The organism is Romboutsia timonensis, assembly GCF_900106845.1.
In the GTDB taxonomy this organism is placed as follows: Bacteria; Bacillota; Clostridia; order Peptostreptococcales; family Peptostreptococcaceae; genus Romboutsia; species Romboutsia timonensis.
In genome coordinates, this window is sequence record NZ_LT629850.1 from 334,904 (window position 1) to 356,258 (window position 21,355).

Genomic DNA, 21,355 nt, shown 5'->3' on the forward strand with positions numbered 1-21,355 from the left:
ATGAACAACTATATAACAATACAACAAATAGATGAAAAGATAGATTTTGTTAATTTAGCTATAACACTTAGCAATGTAAATTCAAAATCTAGAGAAGATATGGAAGTAGTTTGTAAAGATGGAAATTTCAATATAGAAAATTTAACTAGTAATATCCAAATACACTCAGATATAGTTAATAAAATAGATGAAAGTAATATAGGACAAAAAAAAGAGGGAGATGCATTAATAACAAATATACCTAATACACCTTTGCTGATATTTACAGCTGATTGTGTACCTATCGCTATAATTGATAAAAAGAACAAAGCTATAGGACTAGCCCATGCTGGATGGAGAGGAACTTATGATGCAATAGCTAAAAAAACTATAGAAAAAATGGTAGATAATTATAATACAAATCCTAATGATTTAGTCTGTGTTATAGGTCCATCTATTGGTCCTTGTTGTTATGAGGTATCTAAAGATTTAGTTGAAAAATTTAACATGAATTTTACAAATAGTACAGAAAAATTTTATACAATAGAAGAAGATAAATATAAATTAGATTTATGGAAGATTAATGAGCATATACTAAGGGAATGCGGAGTTAAAGATGAGAATATAATAAATCTAAATTTATGTACTAGCTGTAATAGTGATAAATTTCACTCTTATAGAAAACATAACAAAACACCAGAAAGAATAGGTACTATACTACAGATAAAATAAAGGAGGATATATTATAATGAAGCCTAAGATCCTTATTATAGATGATGAGATTCATATAGTAGAACTTATTAGATTTAACCTAGAAACATCAGGATATGAAGTAGATATTGCATATGATGGACTGGATGGATATCTTAAGATAAAAGAAAATGCACCACATTTGGTACTTCTAGACTGGATGTTACCTAATATAAGTGGTATAGATATGTTAAAGAAAATAAGAAATGATAAATCACTATCTGATATACCAGTTATAATGCTAACTGCTAAAAATATGGAAAGTGATAAAATAGAAGGGTTAGAATTAGGCGCAGATGATTATATAACAAAGCCATTTAGCATAAAAGAACTATTAGCTAGAGTTAGTTCAGTTCTTAGAAGATATAATATAAATAAAGAAAATGTTGAGAATGTTTTAACTGTAGGAAGTTTAAATGTAAATCTTCTTAAGCATGAAGTTTTTAAAGGAAATGAAAAAATTGATTTAACTCTTAAAGAATTTGAATTATTAAAGCTATTGCTTGAAAATAAAGGTAAGGTACTTTCAAGAAATTATCTTTTAGATAAAATATGGGGATATGATTATTATGGAGAAACCAGAACAGTAGATGTCCATATTAGATATTTAAGAAAAAAAATAGAAGGGGATAATTCATCAGAAAAATATATACAAACTATTAGAGGAGTAGGGTATAAGATAGATTAAAAGTTAGGAGACACCTTTATGGATAATGTTGTATTAATTTTTATAACGCTAATGGCATCTACAGTATCGATAATATGTATTAGATACAATATAAGACTTAGAAATTATCTAAAAGTATTTATAGAAATATCTAAACAAATAAGTAATAGAGAATTTCACTCTAGGCTAAATATAGATGCAAGAGGAGAACTTGGAGAATTAAGCAAAAACTTTAATGACATGATAGATATAATGAATAGCAAAATCGAGGAAGTAGAATATAATCATCTTCAAATGACATCTATACTAAAAAGCATATCTCATGGAATTTTAGCTGTTGATATTGATGGTAATATAATGCTTATAAATGAGGAAGCTAAAAGAATATTAAAGTGCGATAAATATGAGATTATAGAGGGGAAAAATATAAATCTTATAATAAATGAATTAAGTCTACTAAAAGAAATTGCTTTATTTAAAGGATCTAAAGAAAGTAAATATATAGAACTTACAACTGATGATGAAATAGTGTATAGTATAAACCTAGATCCTATATATTTGCAAGATATGGATAATATAATAATTGGTTCAATTATAAATATTAAAGATATAACTGAAAAAGTTAAATTAGAAAATATGAGGACTGACTTTGTTGCTAATGTAAGTCATGAACTAAAAACCCCTCTTACATCTATAAGCGGATTTGTAGAAACCTTAAAGTTAAATGAAAATATAGATATAGAAACTAGAAATAGGTTTTTAGGAATAATTGAAAGTGAATCTGATAGGCTAAAAAGACTTATAGATGATATATTATTACTATCATTTATAGAAAAGAAAGAAACTAAATCTATAGAATTAGTGAATATATATGAAGTTTTTATGGAAGTATACGAAATGACGCATTACTTTGCTAAATCTAAGAATATAAATGTAAGCTATAAGTTTAGTGATCAAAATATATCAATATTATCTAATCGAGATTATGTAAAACAAATATTTTTAAATTTAATTGATAATGCCATTAAATATACACCAGAAAATAAGGATGTATATGTAGAAGTTTATTATGATAAAAATAACTTAGTAATCAAAGTAGGCGATAATGGAATAGGTATACCTAAAGAAGATATAAAAAGAATATTTGAAAGATTTTATAGAGTGGATAAAGCTAGAAGCAGAGAGGTAGGCGGGACTGGTCTAGGTCTTGCTATAACTAAACATATAGTAAAGAATTTAGATGGAACTATAAATGTAAAAAGTGAATTAGGACAAGGTAGTGAATTTATTATTACTATACCAAAGAAAAATTTCCTTAAATAGAGGAAATTTTTTTTTGTTTTTGTGCAAACTAACTTTAATTACAGTTTTATGTTAGTAAGGTAGAAATAAAAGGAGTTGATACAGATGAAGGAAAGTCTTATAGCAGATGACTTGTTTAGGCGTGCATTTATAGTAGCTTTACTTATAGGAGTACTGTGCAGAGGATTAGTATTACGGGTGACTGATAAACAGTATCCATCTAGACCTCAAGACTACTTAGAGCAGATAATAATATCTGGATTATCAGCATCTCTTGGTGCAATAGCATTTCCTGCTCTTATAGATAAAGAATTTTCAGCATTAACATTTTTTGCTGTAGCAATACAACAATTTCAAGGTTTATCGCAAGAAGAAAGGATTACAATAGAAAATATAGATAATGGAGAGGTGGTGCCTAAAGGAGCAGCATATATAGAAGAAATATCATCTACATATGAAAGTAGAAGTTATATAAGTCTATTTTCATCATTAGTTGCTTCAGTGGTATATATATATTGCGCTAGAGCTTATAAGTTTGGCTTTTTACCATGTACCATTTTAGCTGCAATAGGTGGAGTTATAGTAGGATTTATTTTTAAAAGATATTTAAGAAGAAGTAGTATAGGAGATATAGCTGATGTAGTAGAGGCTAAGATTAATTTCGATGGTCCAATACTTAAAGTTAATGATGTATTTATAGAAAATATAGGTTTAGAGGATACTAGAAGTAAATATTTAAAAGAAGGTATTGCAATAGAGATTATACCTAAAAATATGAAGGCTTATGGGGTTGTTAGTGACTTGGGACAGAGACAAGCAGTGCTTCATAACTTATTTATTCACTTTGGGATAAATAAGGATATAGATGAAAAGGATTTATTAGCTACAACGAAAATAAATTTAGATAAAAATACAGTAGTTATTCCATATTTACCTCTTGTTAAAGATATTGATGAATTAATAAAAGTAGTGAAAAGTACACCTATATTAGAAGTATCTAAGGGAAAACAAAGTGCCTATAGTGGTGAAAAATTATAAGAGGGGTGAGAAAATGGACAAGATATTTTTTATAGGAATTATTATTGGGATATTATCGAGACTTATAATGTTACATTTAGATCAAAAGCAATATCCAACTGAACCAAATATTTTGCTATCGCAATTAGTTTTAGCATTTGTTGCATCAGCTTTAGGCTCTCTATTAGTACCAGCGCTTATAGAGCGTTCATATACATCTATTACTTTCTTATCTTTAGCAGCACAACAATTTAGGCAAGTGAGAGATAATAGAAGGGATACCCTACAAAATTTAGAAGATGTACAATTGATACAAAGAGGAAATGCTTTTATAGAAGAAATAGCTAGAACATATGAAGTTAGAAATTATACTTGTATAGTAACGTCATTTCTTACAGTAGGGATTTATTATATAATATCAAGCGAGTTCAAATTAGGAGATACTACGTCAATTATAATTAGCTCTATATGTGGATTAGTTTTAGCATTTATACTTAAAAAATTACTTACAAGACAGAGTATTGGTGATATAGCAGATGTAGTGCCTTCTAAAATTAGTTTTGTAGATGAATGCATTATGCAAATAGGAGAATTAAAAGGTATAACTAATATAGGGTTAGAGGTAGATAGAGAAAAATATTTATCTCAGGGGTTAGGAATAGAAATAATACCAAAGGATAAAAGTTATGCTAATGTAGGAACTATATATGATCCAGGTCAACGTCAAGCTATTATATATAATATATACTCTAGAATAGGAATTTTAAGAGAAGAAGATGAACCTGCTTTTTATCCGTTACCGAGAATGAATCTGAATAATGGAAGTCTTATGATAGCTGTTGTTCCAGTAGATAAAGATATAAATAAATTGATAGATGCAGTTAAATCATGTCCTATTTTATCTAGTGCAAAGGGTAAAAATGTATCATTAAAAAATTATAAAATAGACAAGAAGGGAAGTGTATAGGTATGGGAATGAATATAGGTATAACTGATTATACTCTGGGTATAATTACAACTGACAAAAATATGAAACCAGTTGGAGGGTGTCCTATAATTTATGCAAATGATAATAAAGATTTGCAAAATAAAGCTATGCTAATGGCAAAAAGTGTTGGTGGAATGGTTCACGCTATTACTAAGGAAACTTTAATTATAGTTAAGCATTAAAAGGTACCATATGGTACCTTTTATAATCTGACAAATATTGACTTGATTTAATAAAACATGTTATTATAATATGATGTTTAAAGAAACGGATATAATGCTTATAACTTATTTAAGTTATAAAAATTAAATTAATATAAAAAGAAAAGTGGTGATTATATATGGAAGTAAATGTAAAAAATACAAATAATGTAATAAGTAAAGTATATAAAGATAGTATCGCAGATGAGTTAGGAATAGAGGTTGGTGATTTACTTATTTCTATAAATGGGGAACCTATACATGATATAATAGAATATAGATTCTTATTAAGTGATGAATACTTAGAAGTAGAAATACAAAAGCAAAATAGAGAAGTGTACATATATGAGATTGAAAAGGATTATGATGATGATTTAGGTATTGAATTTACTAATCCAATAATAGATAAAGCTAAAAGTTGTAGAAATAAATGTGTATTTTGCTTTATAGATCAATTGCCTAAAGGAATGAGAGAAACTCTTTATTTTAAAGATGACGACTCAAGACTTTCATTTTTACAAGGGAACTTTGTAACTCTTACTAATATGAGCGAAGAGGATATAAATAATATAATAAAATACAGAATAAGTCCTATAAATATATCAGTTCATACAACAAATCCTGAACTTAGAAAAACTATGATAAAGAATAAATTTGCAGGTAACTTATATAGTATAATGGAAAGATTAGCAGAAGCACAAATTCAAATGAATTGTCAGATTGTTTTATGTCCTGGATACAATGATAAGGAAGAATTAGAAAGAACGGTATCAGATTTAACTAAATTATATCCTTATGTAAATAGTGCAGCAGCTGTTCCTGTTGGAATAACTAAGCATAGAGAACACTTACCAAATCTAGAGATATTTAATGAAAAAACAGCAGGCGAAACTATTGACCAAGTAGACAAGCTACAGAAAAAATATCTTAAAGAATTAGGAACTAGATTTATATTTTTATCAGATGAGTTTTATATAATGGCAAATAGAAAGCTATTAGACTATGATGAATATGAAGGATTTATACAATTTGAAAATGGAGTAGGTATGATAAGTAAATTTGAAAGAGAAATAAAAGACTACTTAGAAAACTTATCAGAAGACCATAAATCTAAAATAAAGAAAGTATCTATTGCTACAGGGCATTCAGCATATGAATTTATGTGTGAAATGGCAAAATGTATAATGGAAAAATGCCCTAATGTGCAGATAGATGTTTATAAAATAATAAATAATTTCTTTGGAGATACAATAACTGTTTCAGGTCTTGTAACAGCAACAGATATAATAGATCAACTAAAGGATAAAAATTTAGGTGAGACTTTATATATACCAAGAAGTATGCTAAAAGCTGATGAAGAAATATTTTTAGATAATATAACTTTAGAAAATTTAAGCGACATCATGGGACTTGAAGTTGTACCTTGTTTAAATGAAGGTAAAGACTTTATAGATAAAATTTTGAAATAAGAAAGGAGATTATTATGAGTGATAATAGACCAGTAGTTGCGGTAGTAGGAAGACCGAATGTTGGAAAATCAACATTATTTAATAAATTAGCAGGAAAAAGAATATCTATAGTAGAAGATACTCCTGGAGTAACTAGAGATAGAATATTTACAGAGGTAGAGTGGTTAAATCATTACTTTACATTAATAGATACAGGAGGTATAGAGCCAGATAATGGAGATATAATATTATCTCATATGAGAAATCAAGCTATGCTTGCTATGGATATGGCTCATATAATACTTTTCGTGGTTGATGGAAAATCAGGATTAACAGCAGCAGATAGAGAGGTTGCTCAAATTCTTAGAAAGACTAAAAAACCAGTTATACTTGTAGTAAATAAAATAGATAGTCAAAGTCAATTTGACAATGTATATGATTTTTATGAATTAGGACTTGGAGTTCCATTTGCAATATCAAGTGCTAATAGTATGGGTCTTGGAGACTTATTAGATGAAGTTGTTCAAAATTTCCCAGAAGGATTAAATACTGAGTATGACGAAGATATAATAAGAGTTGCTATAACAGGTAAGCCTAATGCTGGTAAAAGTTCTATACTTAACAATATATTAGGTGAAGAGAGAGTTATAGTAAGTCCTATTGCAGGGACAACAAGAGATGCTGTTGATACTTATGTAGAAAAAAATGGACAAAAGTTCCTTCTTATAGATACAGCAGGTCTTAGAAGAAAAAGTAAAATATATGAAACAGTAGAAAAGTACAGTGTAATAAGATCTATGGCTGCAGTAGATAGAGCAGATGTAGTATTAATAGTAATAGATGCAAAAGAAGGAATAACAGAACAAGATACAAAGGTTGCAGGAATAGCTCATGATGAAGGTAAAGCTTGTGTATTTGTAATAAACAAGTGGGACTTAATAGAAAAAGACAACAAAACTTTAGGAAATTATACTAAAGAAGTTAAAGAAAAATTCCCATTCATGATGTATGCACCAGTAATATTTGTTTCAGCAAAAACTAATCAAAGAATGAATAAAATATTAGAAACAGTTGAATATGTAGCAAGTGAACATGCTAAGAGAGTATCGACTTCTGCATTAAATGATGTAATAGGTGAAGCGGTAATGTTAAACCAACCACCATCAGATAAAGGTAAGAGACTAAAGATTTACTATGGATCACAAACTGGAGTTAAACCACCTAAGTTTACTTTATTTATAAATGATAAGAACTTAACTCACTTCTCATATCAAAGATATCTTGAAAATAAAATAAGAGAAAACTTTGGATTTGAGGGTACACCAGTACAATTTGAATATAGAGAAAAAAATAAAAAATAAATTTAACTAAGGGGGAATAAATATGCTTAGTTATATATTGATTGTCATAATTGCTTATCTTTTAGGTAATATATCTACTTCATATATAATAGCTAAAAAAATGATGGATGTAGATATAAGAACTCAGGGATCTGGAAATGCGGGATCTACAAATGTACTTAGAACTTTAGGTAAAAAAGCTGGTGCAATGACTTTTATAGGTGACTTATTAAAAGGTGTTATAGCAGTTCTTATAGCAAAGTTAATAGCTACAATATCAGGGGTTGATATAGCTACAGCAGGATATTTAGCTGTAGTGGGTGTTGTATGTGGACATAACTGGCCAGCATTTTTAGGATTTAGAGGTGGAAAAGGTGTAGCAACTTCTTTAGGTTCTATGATAGCTATAAATCCTGTTTTAGCATTATCATGTTTTGGAATATTTTTAGTTATAGTAGCAATTACTAAATATGTATCTTTAGGAGCTATAGTTGGTATATCTATGTCTCCTATAATGATGATATTTACTAAAAATAGTAAAGGGTTAATAGCTACATTATTCTTAACTGTATCAGTAATATATACTCATAGAGAGAATATAAAAAGATTACTAAGTGGAACAGAAAGAAAATTAGGTGAAAAAAAATAATTTTAAATACTGTTAGGTGGTGTTTAATATGGAAAAAGTATGTGTATTAGGAACTGGAAGTTGGGGAAGTGCATTAGGATTAACTTTGGCTAAAAAAGGCTATGAAGTTAGCATGTGGACACTTAACGAAGAACAGGCTAAAAGAATAAATAAAACTAAAGAAAATATAGATTATTTACCAGGTGTATTATTTCCAAATAATATGACTGTTACAACTTCTTTAGAAGAAGCTGTATTAAATAGTATAATTATAGTTTTAGCAGTTCCATCACAAGCTATAAGAAGTGTATGTAATCAAATAAAGCCATTTATAAAAGATGAACAGATAATAGTTGATGTAGCAAAAGGTTTAGAAAAAGGTACGGGTCTTAGATTATCAGAAGTAGTAGAGGAAGAGCTTCCGAATAATCCATATGTAACTTTATCAGGACCATCTCATGCAGAAGAAGTTGCGAGAGATATACCTACTACAGTAGTTGTAGCATCTACTAATTTAGAAGTGGCTCGAAGAGTTCAAGATATATTTATGGGACCTAAGTTTAGGGTTTATACAAATCCAGATATAGTTGGAGTGGAACTTGGAGGAGCATTAAAAAATATAATAGCTTTTGGAGCAGGTATATGTGATGGATTAGGTCTTGGAGACAATTCAAAAGCAGCTCTTATGACTCGTGGAATTAGAGAGATAAGTAGATTAGGGGTTGCTATGGGAGCAGATGCTTCTACTTTTTCTGGGCTATCAGGAATAGGTGACTTAATTGTAACTTGTACTAGTATGCATAGTAGAAATAGAAGAGCAGGGATTTTAATAGGACAAGGAAAGAGCTTAGAAGAAACTTTAGAAGAGGTGAAAATGGTAGTAGAAGGAATAACTGCTACAGAAGTAGCTTATGAGGTTTCTAAAAAATTAAATGTAGATATGCCTATAACAAGTGCAATATACTCTATACTACATAGTAATTTAAACCCTAATGAAGTGGTAATAGACTTAATGATGAGAAATAAAACTCATGAAATGGAAGAAATAGTAAGTGAAAAGCTAGGATTTTAATCCTAGCTTTTTTACGCTTAAGAATATTATAATGCTTAAAAAAATGTTGATAACTTCTTAATGTAAGTAATATCAATAAATTGGTTTTGAGCGTAAAAAAGATTTTGAGTAACGGACGAAGTCGTTGGCGACATGAGCGAAGCGAATTTTTTATTTATATATTAGGGATTTTAAATTATCTATTAATTTAAAATGAATTTTTTAAAAAGAAATTTAAATTTGGAATAATAGTCCCACTGTGAAAATATAATCTATTAAGAAACTATATGCAGGAGGGGAACTTGATGAATAACATATATGAAGATATAGCAAAAAGAACTCAAGGAGATATATACATAGGAGTAGTTGGCCCTGTTAGAACAGGTAAATCTACTTTTATAAGAAAATTTATGGAGAATCTTGTGTTACCAAATATAGAAAATGAATTTAAGAGAGAAAGAACACAAGATGAAATACCACAAAGTGGATCAGGTAAGACTATAATGACTGTGGAACCAAAGTTTGTTCCAGCTGATGGAGTAGAAATAAAAATAAAAGATACAGTATCTTTAAAGGTTAGAATGGTTGATTGCGTAGGGTACATAGTAGATGGAGCTTTAGGACATGAGGAAGAAGGAAAACAAAGATTAGTGTCAACTCCTTGGTCACAAGAAGCAATGACTTTTGAAAAAGCAGCAGAAATAGGAACTAAAAAAGTTATAAGAGATCACTCAACATTAGGTATAGTAGTTTTAACTGATGGATCTGTAACAGGTATAGATAGAAAGAATTATCTTTCAGCTGAAGAAAGAGTAATAAATGAGTTAAAATCTTTAAATAAGCCATTTGCAGTTGTTTTAAACACATTAGATCCATATAGCGAGTCTACAGAATTATTAAGATCAGAGTTAGAGGAAAAATATGATGTACCTATAGTTCCTTTAAATGTTTTAGCTATGGATGAAGAAGATATAGAAAATGTAATGGAAACTGTACTTTATGACTTCCCATTAAATGAAATAAGAATCAACTTACCTAAATGGGTAGAAGGATTAGAGAGAAATCACTGGATTAAAAATAATATAATCTTTACATTAAAACAAAGTATAGCAGAAATAGGCAAATTAAGAGATGTAGATAGTATAGTTAAAGGATTCTCAGAGCTAGAATTCTTAGAAGATACAGAAGTAGAAAATGTAGAACTTGGAGAAGGTGTTATAAGCATTGATTTAACAGCTAAACAAGATTTATTCTATAATGTATTAGAAGAAAAAAGTGGATTTAAAATAGATGGAGATCATCAATTATTAAACCTTGTAACTAAATTATCAAGAGTTAAAAATGAATATGATAAAATAGAAAGCGCTTTATATGATGCTAAAACTAAGGGATATGGAGTTGTAGCACCTTCATTAGATGAACTTAGCTTAGAAGAGCCAGAAATAATAAAGCAAGGTAAACAATATGGAATAAAATTAAGAGCAAATGCACCTTCACTTCATATAATAAAAGCTGATATATCAACAGAAGTATCTCCTATAGTTGGAAATCAAACTCAAGGTGAGGAGATGATTAAATATTTACTAGATACGTTTGAAGAAAATCCTAGTGAATTATGGGCATCAAATATGTTTGGAAAATCATTAAATGATTTAGTTAAAGAGCAATTACAAAGTAAGCTGTATACTATGCCAGAAGAAATAAGAGTTAAAATACAAAAAACATTACAAAAAATAATAAATGAAGGAAGTATGAATATAATAACTATATTATTATAAAACTTCTACGTTAAAAAGGCTAAATATAATTATTTAGCCTTTTTAACGTAGAAGTAAACTATAATATGGAAATTTATCTTAATAATTAAAAAATAGAAGAGGGATTAATAACTTTAGAAGTATTAAATAGATATTTTGAGCAAAGTGAGTTTTTTTATTTACACGAAAATCTAATATTAGATTAATAAATATAAAAACTAAATATTTTAATATATATTAAAGAAAAACAAAAATTAAATTAGTAGAAAATAGTTAAACTATGTAGTGTTTTTGAAAATTTAATTAAAAGGAAATTCAATATTATTTGAAGAAATAGTATAAAAGTTTTAATGAAAGGGATTGGGGAGAGTTAGCCTTGAGAAAAATAAGAAAAATAAAGTACTCTAGATTATTTATTATTATAATATTTGCTTATATACTACTTCAAATTACTATAAATATAATAGGAAATAATATTGAGACTTTGGTAATAGAAAGTGAAACTATAGAGCTAAAGGTAAGAGCAAAAGGATTAGTTATAAGAGATGAATATTTAATAAAATCAAATCAAAGTGGAAATATAAAAAATATGGCTAAGGATGGAGAAAAGTTAAAAAAAGGTGATGCACTAGCAGCTATATATAACAATAGTAAAAGCTTAGAAGAAAATAAAAATAAAAATAAAATAATTCAGTTGAATAAAGAAATTGAAGATTTAGAGGCTGAATATTCAAATAGTAAATCTAATTTAAGTAAAGAGTTAATAGATATTAAGATTAAAACTAAAAAAGAACAAAGAGCAGTTCTTAATTATGAAAATAATAAAAATGTAAATTATTTAAGTATGCCAACATCAGGTGTAGTATCCACTAAGTATGATGGATATGAGGATATATATACATTAGATAAATTAGAAAATTTAACAGCTAAGGATATAGAAGATGTAGAAAATAATTATAAAAAACTAGATATTGAGAATACATTTATAAAAGAATCAGAAGTAATAGCTAGAGTAATACAAAGTGACTATTCATATATAGCTATACTTACTGAAAATGATATTTTTGAAGATAATCAAAAGGTTGAAATAGTATTTGATAGTGATAATGTACAAGGAAATGTGGAAGAAATATACAGAAATGGAGATAATAATGTAGTTATATTTAAAATAAGTAATCAAAATGTAGAAATTTATGATACAAGAGTAAAAGAATTTGATATAATATATAAGCAAATAGACGGTTTGAAAGTTCCGAAACAATCTATAGAAGAAGTAAACAATCAAAAGGGTGTATATGTATTAAATCAAGAGACTAGAAAAGTAGACTTTGTTGAATTAAAAACTATACAATATGAAGATGATGAAGTTATATTTATAGACTATTACAAGAATCAAAAAGAAGGTATAAAAACAATTGACATACATGATGAAATCATTCTAAAGCCGAACAGTATAAATAAAAATATAAAAATAAGTAGGTGGTAAAGTGAGTGCAATTAGAGAAAATCTTGAATCAATAAAATTTAATATAAAAGAATCTGCTAATAATGCTAAAAGAAGTAGTGAAGATATAACTTTAATAGCAGTTACTAAAACAGTAGATGTTGATAAAATATTAGAAGCCATAGAATATGGAGTTGCAGATGTGGGAGAGAATAAGCCACAAGAATTAGCAAGAAAATATGATATTATTGGAGATAAAGTTAAATGGCATTTAATTGGAAGCCTTCAAACTAATAAAGTTAAGTATATAATAGATAAGGTGCACATGATACACTCTTTAGATAGAGAATCTCTGTGTGAAGAAATTCAAAAAAGAGCTGAGAAAATAGATAGAATTATTGATTGTCTAGTTCAAGTAAACATATCTAAAGAAGATAGTAAACATGGATTATATGAAGAAGATGTTATAGACTTTATCACAAATATTTCAAATAAGTACACTAATATTAGAATAAAAGGACTTATGACTATGGCACCATTTACTGAAAATGAAGATGAAGTAAGAGAAGTATTTAGAAGTCTTAAAAATTTATCACTAGATATAGATAAATTAAATATACCTAATGTGTCTATGAAATACTTATCAATGGGAATGAGTAATGATTATAAAATAGCAGTAGAGGAAGGTTCCACTATTGTTAGAGTAGGAACATCAATATTTGGTGAAAGAAATTATAATAATCAATAAATTAAATAATAAACTAAAGAATAAATGAGTAGGAGGATGTTAATAATGGGAGAAGGAATATTCAATAAATTTAAAAACTGGATAACTGAAGAGGAAGAAGATTTTGATGGTGTAGAAGAAGAATATGAGCAAGAAGATGAAGAGGAAGTAGAACAATTTACATCAATACCAAATACTAAAACGGCTAAAATTGTTAACTTGCATACAGCAAGCCCAATGAAAGTTGTTATAGTAGAACCTAAAAAATATGAGGAAGTTACTACTATAGCAGATCATTTAAAACAAAAAAAGGCAGTTATAGTTAATTTAGAAAACTTAAATGATCCAGGGATTCGTAAATCAATATTTGAGTTTATGAATGGAGCAGTATACGTTTTAGATGGTGGAATACAAAAAGTTTCTAAGGGAATCTTTATACTAGCACCTAATAATGTAGATATAGATTCTAGTATAAAAAAAGAATTAGAAAGTAAAACACTTTTCCCTTGGCAAAGTAAATAGTATTTGATTAAGTACTATAAGTACTATATTAAAAAGATAATTCAAACTTAAAAGTTATATTTTAAAATACCTATATAAAAATAAAGGAGTGATAATATGAGCACAATAGGAATAGCGCTATATTATTTATTTGATATATTATCATGGATTATAGTTATTAAAAGTTTTATGACATGGTTACCAAGTGGCGGTGGAAAATTTTATGATGTATTATCAACAATAACAGAGCCTATAGAAGCACCAATAAGATCAGTGATGTATAAGTATACAAATGGACCAGTGGATTTTTCTCCAATGGTAGCTATACTTGCACTTATGCTATTAAAAAATGTAGCATTGAGAGTATTTATTTAAGGCAATTATTATATGGATAAAATAAAACTTACTAATCATATAAAAGACATAGATTTAAAAAATAAAATGTTTAAAGTAATAGACAAAGCTAATAGTTGCTTAAAACATTATGATGTAAAATGTACTGATTTTTTAAATCCCTATGAAATAAAAAATGCAATAGCTATTTTAAATTCATTTAATGATATTAAATATAGTGTGGATGGAGGGTATGACAATGCAGAAAGAAAAGTTATATTTATATATCCATACTATATGGAATATGAGGATATAGAATGTCCTCTAGAGATAGTTCAAGTAGAGGGAAACTTTAAATTTAAAGAGATATCTCATAAAGACTATCTAGGTGCGATACTTAACTTAGGTATAGTAAGAGAAAAAATAGGAGATATAATAATACATGACAATTTTTGCCAAGTTGTAGTAACTAGTGGTATATGTGATTTTTTAACTATAAACTTAAATAAAGTATCTAGGAATAAAGTTATTGTTAAAAAAATTTCTAGAGATGATATTATACCAAATTCACCAAACTACAAAGATATATCTTTTACAGTTTCATCACAAAGGTTAGATTGTATAATAAGTGGACTTTATAATATATCAAGACAAGATAGCTTAAAGTACATAAATGGTGAAAGAGTCCATGTAAACTATGAAAAAATAACTTCGCCGTCTAAAGAAGTTGAAGATAATTCATTAATATCTGTAAGAGGCAAGGGTAGGTCAATTATCATCAATGTAGGAGAGATTACAAAAAAAGGCAGAATAAAAGTTCAAGCGAAGTTAATAGTATAGGAGGGAAATAGATGATAGCTCCAATAGAAATAGAAAATAAAGAATTTAAAAAAGTATTAAGGGGTTATAAAGAAGAGGAAGTAGATGAATTCTTAGACTTAGTAAAAGAAGACTATGAACAACTATATAGAGAAAATGCAGAGTTAAAGGAAAAGGTAAGGTTATATCAAGACCAAATTAATAAATATGAGAATATAGAAGAAACATTGAATGCTACTTTAATAACTGCTCAAAGAGCTGCAGAAGATACTTGCAATGCGGCTAATAAAAAAGCTAGAATTATAGTTGAAGAAGCAGATTTAAAAGCGAGACAAGTTATAGAACAAGCTAATAATAGTGTTATAGAGATAAGAAAAGAATACGATTTAATGGTTAAGGAATTTAAAGTATTTAGAAATAAATTTAAATCGTTACTAGAAGATGAAATAAAAAGTATAGATGAAATATTCTATAATGTAGATGAAAATCCTAGTGGATTCGAAAATACTATGATGTATAACTTACAAAATGAAGCTGCAATTTCTAGTTTAGACTAAAAGATTATTCAAAAAAACATTGACTATTCAGAAAAATTATTATAAAATTTTTTATTATAAAATAAAATACTATTTTAAAAGCAATGATGGAGACAGTAGACTTTAGATAATTTTACAGAGAGTTGGCATAAGCTGAGAGCCAATAAATTTATAAAGTTGAATATCACTCCTAAGCTGCAGGCTGAAAGACATTTGTTTATTAAGCTGTGCCGGTTAATGCCGTTAAACTATAGAGTGTAATATATATTAATTTAAATTTTAGTATATATTAAATTAGGGTGGTAACGCGATTAATACTCGTCCCTTTTTTAGGGAACGAGTTTTTTTATATTCAAAATAGTGTTATTTATTAAAACATCTTGTTTAAGCTTATTAAGATTAGATAAAAATTATAAATATAAACTTTAGAAAGGGTGATTTTATGTCTAAATTTAAGTCATTAGTAGACAGTTCTGTAAAACAAGCAGAAGCAGAAGTTTCTAAGTATTGGAATGAAGTAAATATACTTGAGAAAACTTTAGAAAAAGGTAAAAATGATCCAAGTTTCGTATTTTATGAAGGACCTCCAACTGCAAACGGAAATCCTGGAATACACCATGTTATAGCTAGAACTTTAAAGGATTCTGTTTGTAGATATAAAACTATGAACGGGTATCAAGTAAAAAGAAAAGCTGGATGGGATACTCATGGTTTACCAGTAGAAATACAAGTAGAGAAAGAATTAGGATTATCAGATAAGCAACAAATAGAAGCTTATGGAATCGATAAGTTTAATGAAAAATGTAGAGATTCAGTATTCTCTTTTGAAAAGCAATGGAGAGAAATGACTGAAAGAATGGCTTATGAAATAGATTTAGATAATCCATACATAACTCTAGATAATAACTATATAGAATCTGTATGGTGGATACTAGATAAGTTTAATAAAGAAGGATATATCTATGAAGGTCATAAGATACTTCCATACTGCCCAAGATGTGGGACAGGACTAGCTTCACACGAAGTTGCTCAAGGATATAAAGAAGTTAAAAATAATACAGTAATAGCTAAATTCAAGAGAGTTGATGCAGATGAGTATTTCTTAGCATGGACAACTACTCCTTGGACTTTACCATCAAACGTTGCATTAACAGTAGGTCCAGAAGTTGATTATGTAAAAGTTAAGCAAAATGATGAAGTATACTATGTTGCTAAAGCCTTAGCTAACAAAGTATTAGGTGAAGACTATGAAGTATTAGCTGAAATGAAAGGTAAAGATTTAGAACATGTTGAGTATGAACAATTAATGCCTTTCGTTACAACTGAAGAAAAAGCATTCTTTGTAACTTGTGGTGATTATGTTACAACTGAAGATGGTACAGGTATAGTTCATACTGCACCAGCATTTGGTGAAGATGACTATAACTTAGGTAGAAAATATAACTTACCAGTTTTACAACCAGTTGATGAAAGTGGTAAATTTACAGCAACTCCATGGGAAGGTAAATTCGTTATGGAGGAAGGCGTAGACGTTGAGATAATAAAATGGTTAGCTCATGAAAATAAATTATTCTCTAAAGAAAAAGTAGCTCATAACTACCCACACTGCTGGAGATGTCAAACTCCACTTGTATACTATGCTAAGCCAAGCTGGTATATAGAAATGACTAGATTAAAAGACCAATTAATAGCTAACAATAACACTGTTGAATGGTATCCAAACTTCGTTGGTGAAGGTAGATTTGGTAACTGGTTAGAAAACTTAAATGACTGGGCTATATCTAGAAGTAGATATTGGGGAACTCCACTTAATATATGGAAGTGTGAATGTGGTCATAAGCAATCAGTTGGTTCTAGGGCAGAACTTGCAGAGAAGGCTATAGAAGATGTAAATCCAGAAACTGTAGAACTTCATAGACCATATGTTGATGATATACACTTAAAATGTGATTGCTGTGGAAAGCCAATGACAAGAGTAACAGAAGTTATAGACTGTTGGTTCGATAGTGGATCTATGCCATTTGCACAACACCACTACCCATTTGAAAATAAAGAAAACTTTGAAGAATTATTCCCAGCAGACTTTATATGTGAAGGAATAGATCAAACTAGAGGATGGTTCTACTCATTACTTGCTATATCTACATTCGTTATGGGTAAAGCTCCATATAAGAGAGTTTTAGTTAATGACCTTGTACTTGATAAAGAAGGTAAGAAAATGAGTAAGTCTAGAGGAAATACTGTTAACCCATTTGAGTTATTTGACCAATATGGAGCAGATGCTTTAAGATGGTACTTATTATACGTATCTCCACCATGGACTCCAACAAGATTTGATGTTGATGGATTAAAAGAAGTTCAAAGTAAGTTCTTAGGAACTATGAAAAACGTATATAACTTCTTTACGTTATACGCAAATACAGATGAAGTAAATCCTAAAGATTTCTTCGTTGATTACAAAAATAGACCGGAATTAGATAGATGGATATTATCTAAGTTTAACAACTTAAAGAAAGAAGTTGAAGAAAACTTAGAAATATTTGAATTAAATAAAACGGTAAGAATGATACAAGATTTCATAAATGAAGACTTATCTAACTGGTATATAAGACGTTCAAGAAGAAGATTCTGGGCTACTGAATTAACAGAAGATAAGAAATCAGTTTACAACACAACTTATGAAATATTAACAGAGCTTTGCCAACTTATAGCTCCATTTGCTCCTTATATATCAGAAGAAATATACAGAAACTTAACTGGTGAAGTATCTGTACATTTAAGTAATTATCCAAAAGCTAACTTAGAATTAATAAATCCAGAATTAGAAGAAAAAATGGATTTAGTTAAAAACTTAGTTACTTTAGGTAGAGCATCTAGAGAAGCTACAAGAATAAAAGTACGTCAACCAATACAAAAAGTATTAGTAGATGGTAAATTTAAAGATACTATAAGTGATGTAGTAGATCTTATAAAAGAAGAACTTAACGTTAAGGAAGTTGTATTTGCTAAAGATTTAGGTGAATATATGAACTTTAGCTTAAAGCCGAACTTCAAAGTATTAGGACCTGTACTTGGTGCTAAGATGAAATTCTTTGCTGGAGCTTTAAATAAATTAAATTCTAATGAAGTTGCTCCAAAGCTTGAAGCAGGAGAAACTTTAACTGTAGATATAGATGGAGAAAACTTTGAATTTAACAAAGATCATGTATTAGTAAATATATCTGCTAAAGAAGGATTTAATGTATCTATGGAAAATAACTTATTCGTTATATTAGATACTACATTAACTACAGAGTTAATAGAAGAAGGATATGCAAGAGAATTTATATCTAAAATACAACAAATAAGAAAAGCAAGTAACTTTGATGTATTAGATAATATCGATATAGATTTCTGCGGTGATGATGAAATAGCTCAAGCTGTAGAAAACTTTAAAGATTATATAAAATCAGAAACTTTAGCTTTAGAAATAAATAGAGTAGATGATGAATCTTTAGAAAAACACAATTTAAATGACCATATGACTGGCATAAAGGTTACTAGAAAATAATTTTATAAACACCTTATGGAAATTTCCATAAGGTGTTTTATTTTTTACCTTTAAGGGAATTATATAGCTTTTTAATAGCTAGGATAAGTTAGAAAATACAGTTATATAAATATATATTAATTTACATAAAATTAATTTAAAGAATTAATAAATTAAAGCAAATTTAATAATAAATTAAGAAGTTTTAGAAAGTATGTTAAAATACTATCAAAATATGATAAAATATATACAAAGGGAAAATTTAATAGATATTAGGAGGCAATATATGGACGTAGGAGTAAAGTCACAGTCGAAACAAAAAAAATCTAAAATCCAAGGATTTATGGATAAGATTGAAATGCTTGGAAATAAATTACCGCATCCAGTGTTAATGTTTATATACATTTCTATATTTGTATTATTAGCATCAGCAGTATTAGGTAGTTTAGGGGTTGTAGCACATACAACACTGGGGGATTTCCCAATAAATAACTTACTAGGTCAAGAACCAATAGAAGTTTTAAAAGTTGGAGCTAGTGGTGCTACTGTATCAGAAAGATATTCAAATGGTCTTTCTTACATAATAGGAACAGCTATAAATAACTTTATGGATATGAAAGCTATAGGTTCTATACTTATAATAATGTTAGCTATAGGTCTTATGGAACATAGTGGATACTTATCGATAGCAATGAAAAGTGTAGTTAAAGCAACACCAGTAAAACTTGTTACACCAGTTGTTATTTTCTTAGGAGTTATGTCAAATCTAGCATCAGATGCAGGGTATGTTGTTCTTATACCACTTGCAGCTTTAATGTATTATACCTTAGGTAGACATCCACTTGCAGGTCTTGCAGCAGGATTTGCTGGAGTTTCGGGAGGATTTAGTGCAAATCTTTTTGTAAGCTCAACTGATGCATTATTATTACCATTTACGCAAGCATCTGCTGAAACTGGGGATGCACTTGCAGGAACTAATTTAGCAGGAAGTCTATCAGTAACTAGTAACTGGTTCTTTATGATGGCATCTACTGCAGTTATAATGTTATTAGGTACTCTAGTTATAGATAAGTTTGTAGAACCAAGATTAGGTAAATACAATAAAAGTGAAGCTAGCATAGATCAAAATCACAATGAAACTGAAAAGGAAATAAAAGCTTTTAAATTTACTAATAAAGTAATGTTAGTAGTATTAGGACTTATAGTATTAGCAGCTTTACCTTTAGATAATGGAAATAAGATATTCTTATTAGGAGATTTATCAACTAATGTACCTTTATGGGGAACTAATGCTGAAGGATTACCAGCATTAGTAGAAGTAGATGGATTCTTAAATTCTATATTCTTCCAAGGTGACATAGTAATGATGATAATGTTCGTTATATTTGCTGCTAGTGGATTAGTTTATGGATTTAAGTCAGGTAAATTTGCTAAACCTGCAGATGTAGTTCCAGCAATGGTTAAAGCTATGGCAGATATGGCACCTATAATAGTTATATTATACTTTGTTGCACAGTTCTTAAATTATTTTAATGATTCTCACATAGGTATATTAATAGCATCAATGGGAGCTAAATTAGTTGAAATGATACCACAAGGTAATATGTTTATGACTATAGTACTAATGGTTGCATTTATATTTTTAACAGCATTTGTTAATCTATTTATGGGTGGAGCATCTTCTAAATGGGGCTTACTTGCACCAATATTTGTACCAATATTAATGGTTGCAGGATTTACACCAGCAGGTGTTCAGTTAATATATCGTATAGGAGATTCAGCTACAAATGTAATATCTCCACTTATGAGCTATTTAGGAGTTATAGTAGTATTTGGTCAAAAATATAAAAAAGAATTTGGTGTTGGTAACTTAATATCAACAATGATGCCAATATCTATGGCGTTCTTATTTGGATGGACTGCATTTGCTATAATTTGGGCATTATTAGGATTCCCAATAGGTCCTGGGACAACATTCTTTATATAATTAATATTGATAAATAAAAAATTATATTTATATAATTTAGAATATATATTATATAAATTGTATATAAAAATTGCGAATATAATTATTCGGCACGAGATTAGTAAATTAGTCTCGTGCTTTATTTTTGTAAAAAATTAAATTTAAAATATATTTATAAGTATGGTTGACAAAATATAAAATGGAACATAATATAAATAATATAAATTAATAATTAAATCCAGTGAAAAGGATTAGTAACTAAACAAACTTTAATACAGAGAGTTAAGAGTGCTGAGAACTTAACATAAAGAATTTAGTGAATGGACCTTGAAGGAGTTAGGTGAAATATAGTAGCCAAGACGTGTCTGCACGT

19 protein-coding genes and 2 other annotated features (1 of these 21 only partly in view) are annotated in these 21,355 nt (G+C 28.4%); all 19 genes read left to right on the top strand.

The window, feature by feature from the left end:
* Complete coding sequence (gene pgeF / locus BN7997_RS04195) at window positions 1-711, top strand: peptidoglycan editing factor PgeF (protein WP_071119616.1); 711 nt, start codon at window positions 1-3, stop codon at window positions 709-711.
* Between the two features lie 16 nt (window positions 712-727).
* Window positions 728-1,417 (top strand): winged helix-turn-helix domain-containing protein, encoded by a 690-nt coding sequence (locus BN7997_RS04200; RefSeq protein ID WP_071119617.1) that lies wholly within the window; start codon window positions 728-730, stop codon window positions 1,415-1,417.
* 18 nt (window positions 1,418-1,435) lie between these two features.
* Window positions 1,436-2,719, top strand: a complete 1,284-nt coding sequence (locus BN7997_RS04205; RefSeq protein WP_071119618.1) for a HAMP domain-containing sensor histidine kinase — start codon at window positions 1,436-1,438, stop codon at window positions 2,717-2,719.
* An 84-nt stretch (window positions 2,720-2,803) separates the two neighbouring features.
* Window positions 2,804-3,736, top strand: a complete 933-nt coding sequence (locus tag BN7997_RS04210; protein WP_071119619.1) for a YIEGIA domain-containing protein — start codon at window positions 2,804-2,806, stop codon at window positions 3,734-3,736.
* A gap of 13 nt (window positions 3,737-3,749) precedes the next feature.
* A complete protein-coding gene (locus BN7997_RS04215) occupies window positions 3,750-4,682 on the top strand; it encodes a YIEGIA domain-containing protein (protein ID WP_071119620.1) in 933 nt (310 codons plus the stop codon).
* Window positions 4,683-4,684: 2 nt separating this feature from the next.
* Window positions 4,685-4,885, top strand: coding sequence for a capping complex subunit for YIEGIA (locus BN7997_RS04220; RefSeq protein WP_083335006.1), 201 nt, complete (start codon window positions 4,685-4,687; stop codon window positions 4,883-4,885).
* Window positions 4,886-5,043: 158 nt separating this feature from the next.
* On the top strand, window positions 5,044-6,372 hold the full coding sequence (locus tag BN7997_RS04225) for a DUF512 domain-containing protein (RefSeq protein WP_071119621.1): 1,329 nt from the start codon (window positions 5,044-5,046) through the stop codon (window positions 6,370-6,372).
* Window positions 6,373-6,386: 14 nt separating this feature from the next.
* On the top strand, window positions 6,387-7,712 hold the full coding sequence (gene der, locus BN7997_RS04230) for a ribosome biogenesis GTPase Der (RefSeq protein ID WP_071119622.1): 1,326 nt from the start codon (window positions 6,387-6,389) through the stop codon (window positions 7,710-7,712).
* Between the two features lie 22 nt (window positions 7,713-7,734).
* Window positions 7,735-8,340, top strand: coding sequence for a glycerol-3-phosphate 1-O-acyltransferase PlsY (plsY, locus tag BN7997_RS04235; protein ID WP_071119623.1), 606 nt, complete (start codon window positions 7,735-7,737; stop codon window positions 8,338-8,340).
* A gap of 28 nt (window positions 8,341-8,368) precedes the next feature.
* Window positions 8,369-9,391, top strand: a complete 1,023-nt coding sequence (locus BN7997_RS04240) for an NAD(P)H-dependent glycerol-3-phosphate dehydrogenase (RefSeq protein WP_071119624.1) — start codon at window positions 8,369-8,371, stop codon at window positions 9,389-9,391.
* 281 nt (window positions 9,392-9,672) lie between these two features.
* The gene (gene spoIVA, locus BN7997_RS04245; RefSeq protein ID WP_083335007.1) at window positions 9,673-11,148 is read left to right on the top strand and encodes a stage IV sporulation protein A; all 1,476 of its coding nucleotides are present in this window, start codon (window positions 9,673-9,675) and stop codon (window positions 11,146-11,148) included.
* Between the two features lie 355 nt (window positions 11,149-11,503).
* Window positions 11,504-12,613 (top strand): biotin/lipoyl attachment domain-containing protein, encoded by a 1,110-nt coding sequence (locus tag BN7997_RS04250; protein ID WP_071119626.1) that lies wholly within the window; start codon window positions 11,504-11,506, stop codon window positions 12,611-12,613.
* A gap of 1 nt (window position 12,614) precedes the next feature.
* Window positions 12,615-13,319, top strand: coding sequence for a YggS family pyridoxal phosphate-dependent enzyme (locus BN7997_RS04255; protein ID WP_071119627.1), 705 nt, complete (start codon window positions 12,615-12,617; stop codon window positions 13,317-13,319).
* 45 nt (window positions 13,320-13,364) lie between these two features.
* Entirely contained in the window at window positions 13,365-13,820 is a 456-nt protein-coding gene (locus BN7997_RS04260) for a cell division protein SepF (protein ID WP_071119628.1), read from the top strand.
* A 96-nt stretch (window positions 13,821-13,916) separates the two neighbouring features.
* Complete coding sequence (locus BN7997_RS04265; RefSeq protein WP_071119629.1) at window positions 13,917-14,174, top strand: YggT family protein; 258 nt, start codon at window positions 13,917-13,919, stop codon at window positions 14,172-14,174.
* Window positions 14,175-14,186: 12 nt separating this feature from the next.
* Window positions 14,187-14,972 (top strand): YlmH family RNA-binding protein, encoded by a 786-nt coding sequence (locus BN7997_RS04270; protein WP_071119630.1) that lies wholly within the window; start codon window positions 14,187-14,189, stop codon window positions 14,970-14,972.
* 11 nt (window positions 14,973-14,983) lie between these two features.
* Entirely contained in the window at window positions 14,984-15,508 is a 525-nt protein-coding gene (locus tag BN7997_RS04275; protein ID WP_071119631.1) for a DivIVA domain-containing protein, read from the top strand.
* Window positions 15,509-15,582: 74 nt separating this feature from the next.
* Window positions 15,583-15,816 (top strand) — a binding site (T-box leader).
* Window positions 15,817-15,929: 113 nt separating this feature from the next.
* The gene (gene ileS, locus BN7997_RS04280) at window positions 15,930-19,037 is read left to right on the top strand and encodes an isoleucine--tRNA ligase (protein ID WP_071119632.1); all 3,108 of its coding nucleotides are present in this window, start codon (window positions 15,930-15,932) and stop codon (window positions 19,035-19,037) included.
* Window positions 19,038-19,302: 265 nt separating this feature from the next.
* Window positions 19,303-21,003, top strand: coding sequence for an AbgT family transporter (locus BN7997_RS04285; RefSeq protein ID WP_071119633.1), 1,701 nt, complete (start codon window positions 19,303-19,305; stop codon window positions 21,001-21,003).
* Between the two features lie 211 nt (window positions 21,004-21,214).
* Window positions 21,215-21,355 (top strand) — a binding site (T-box leader) (it continues 73 nt past the right edge of the window).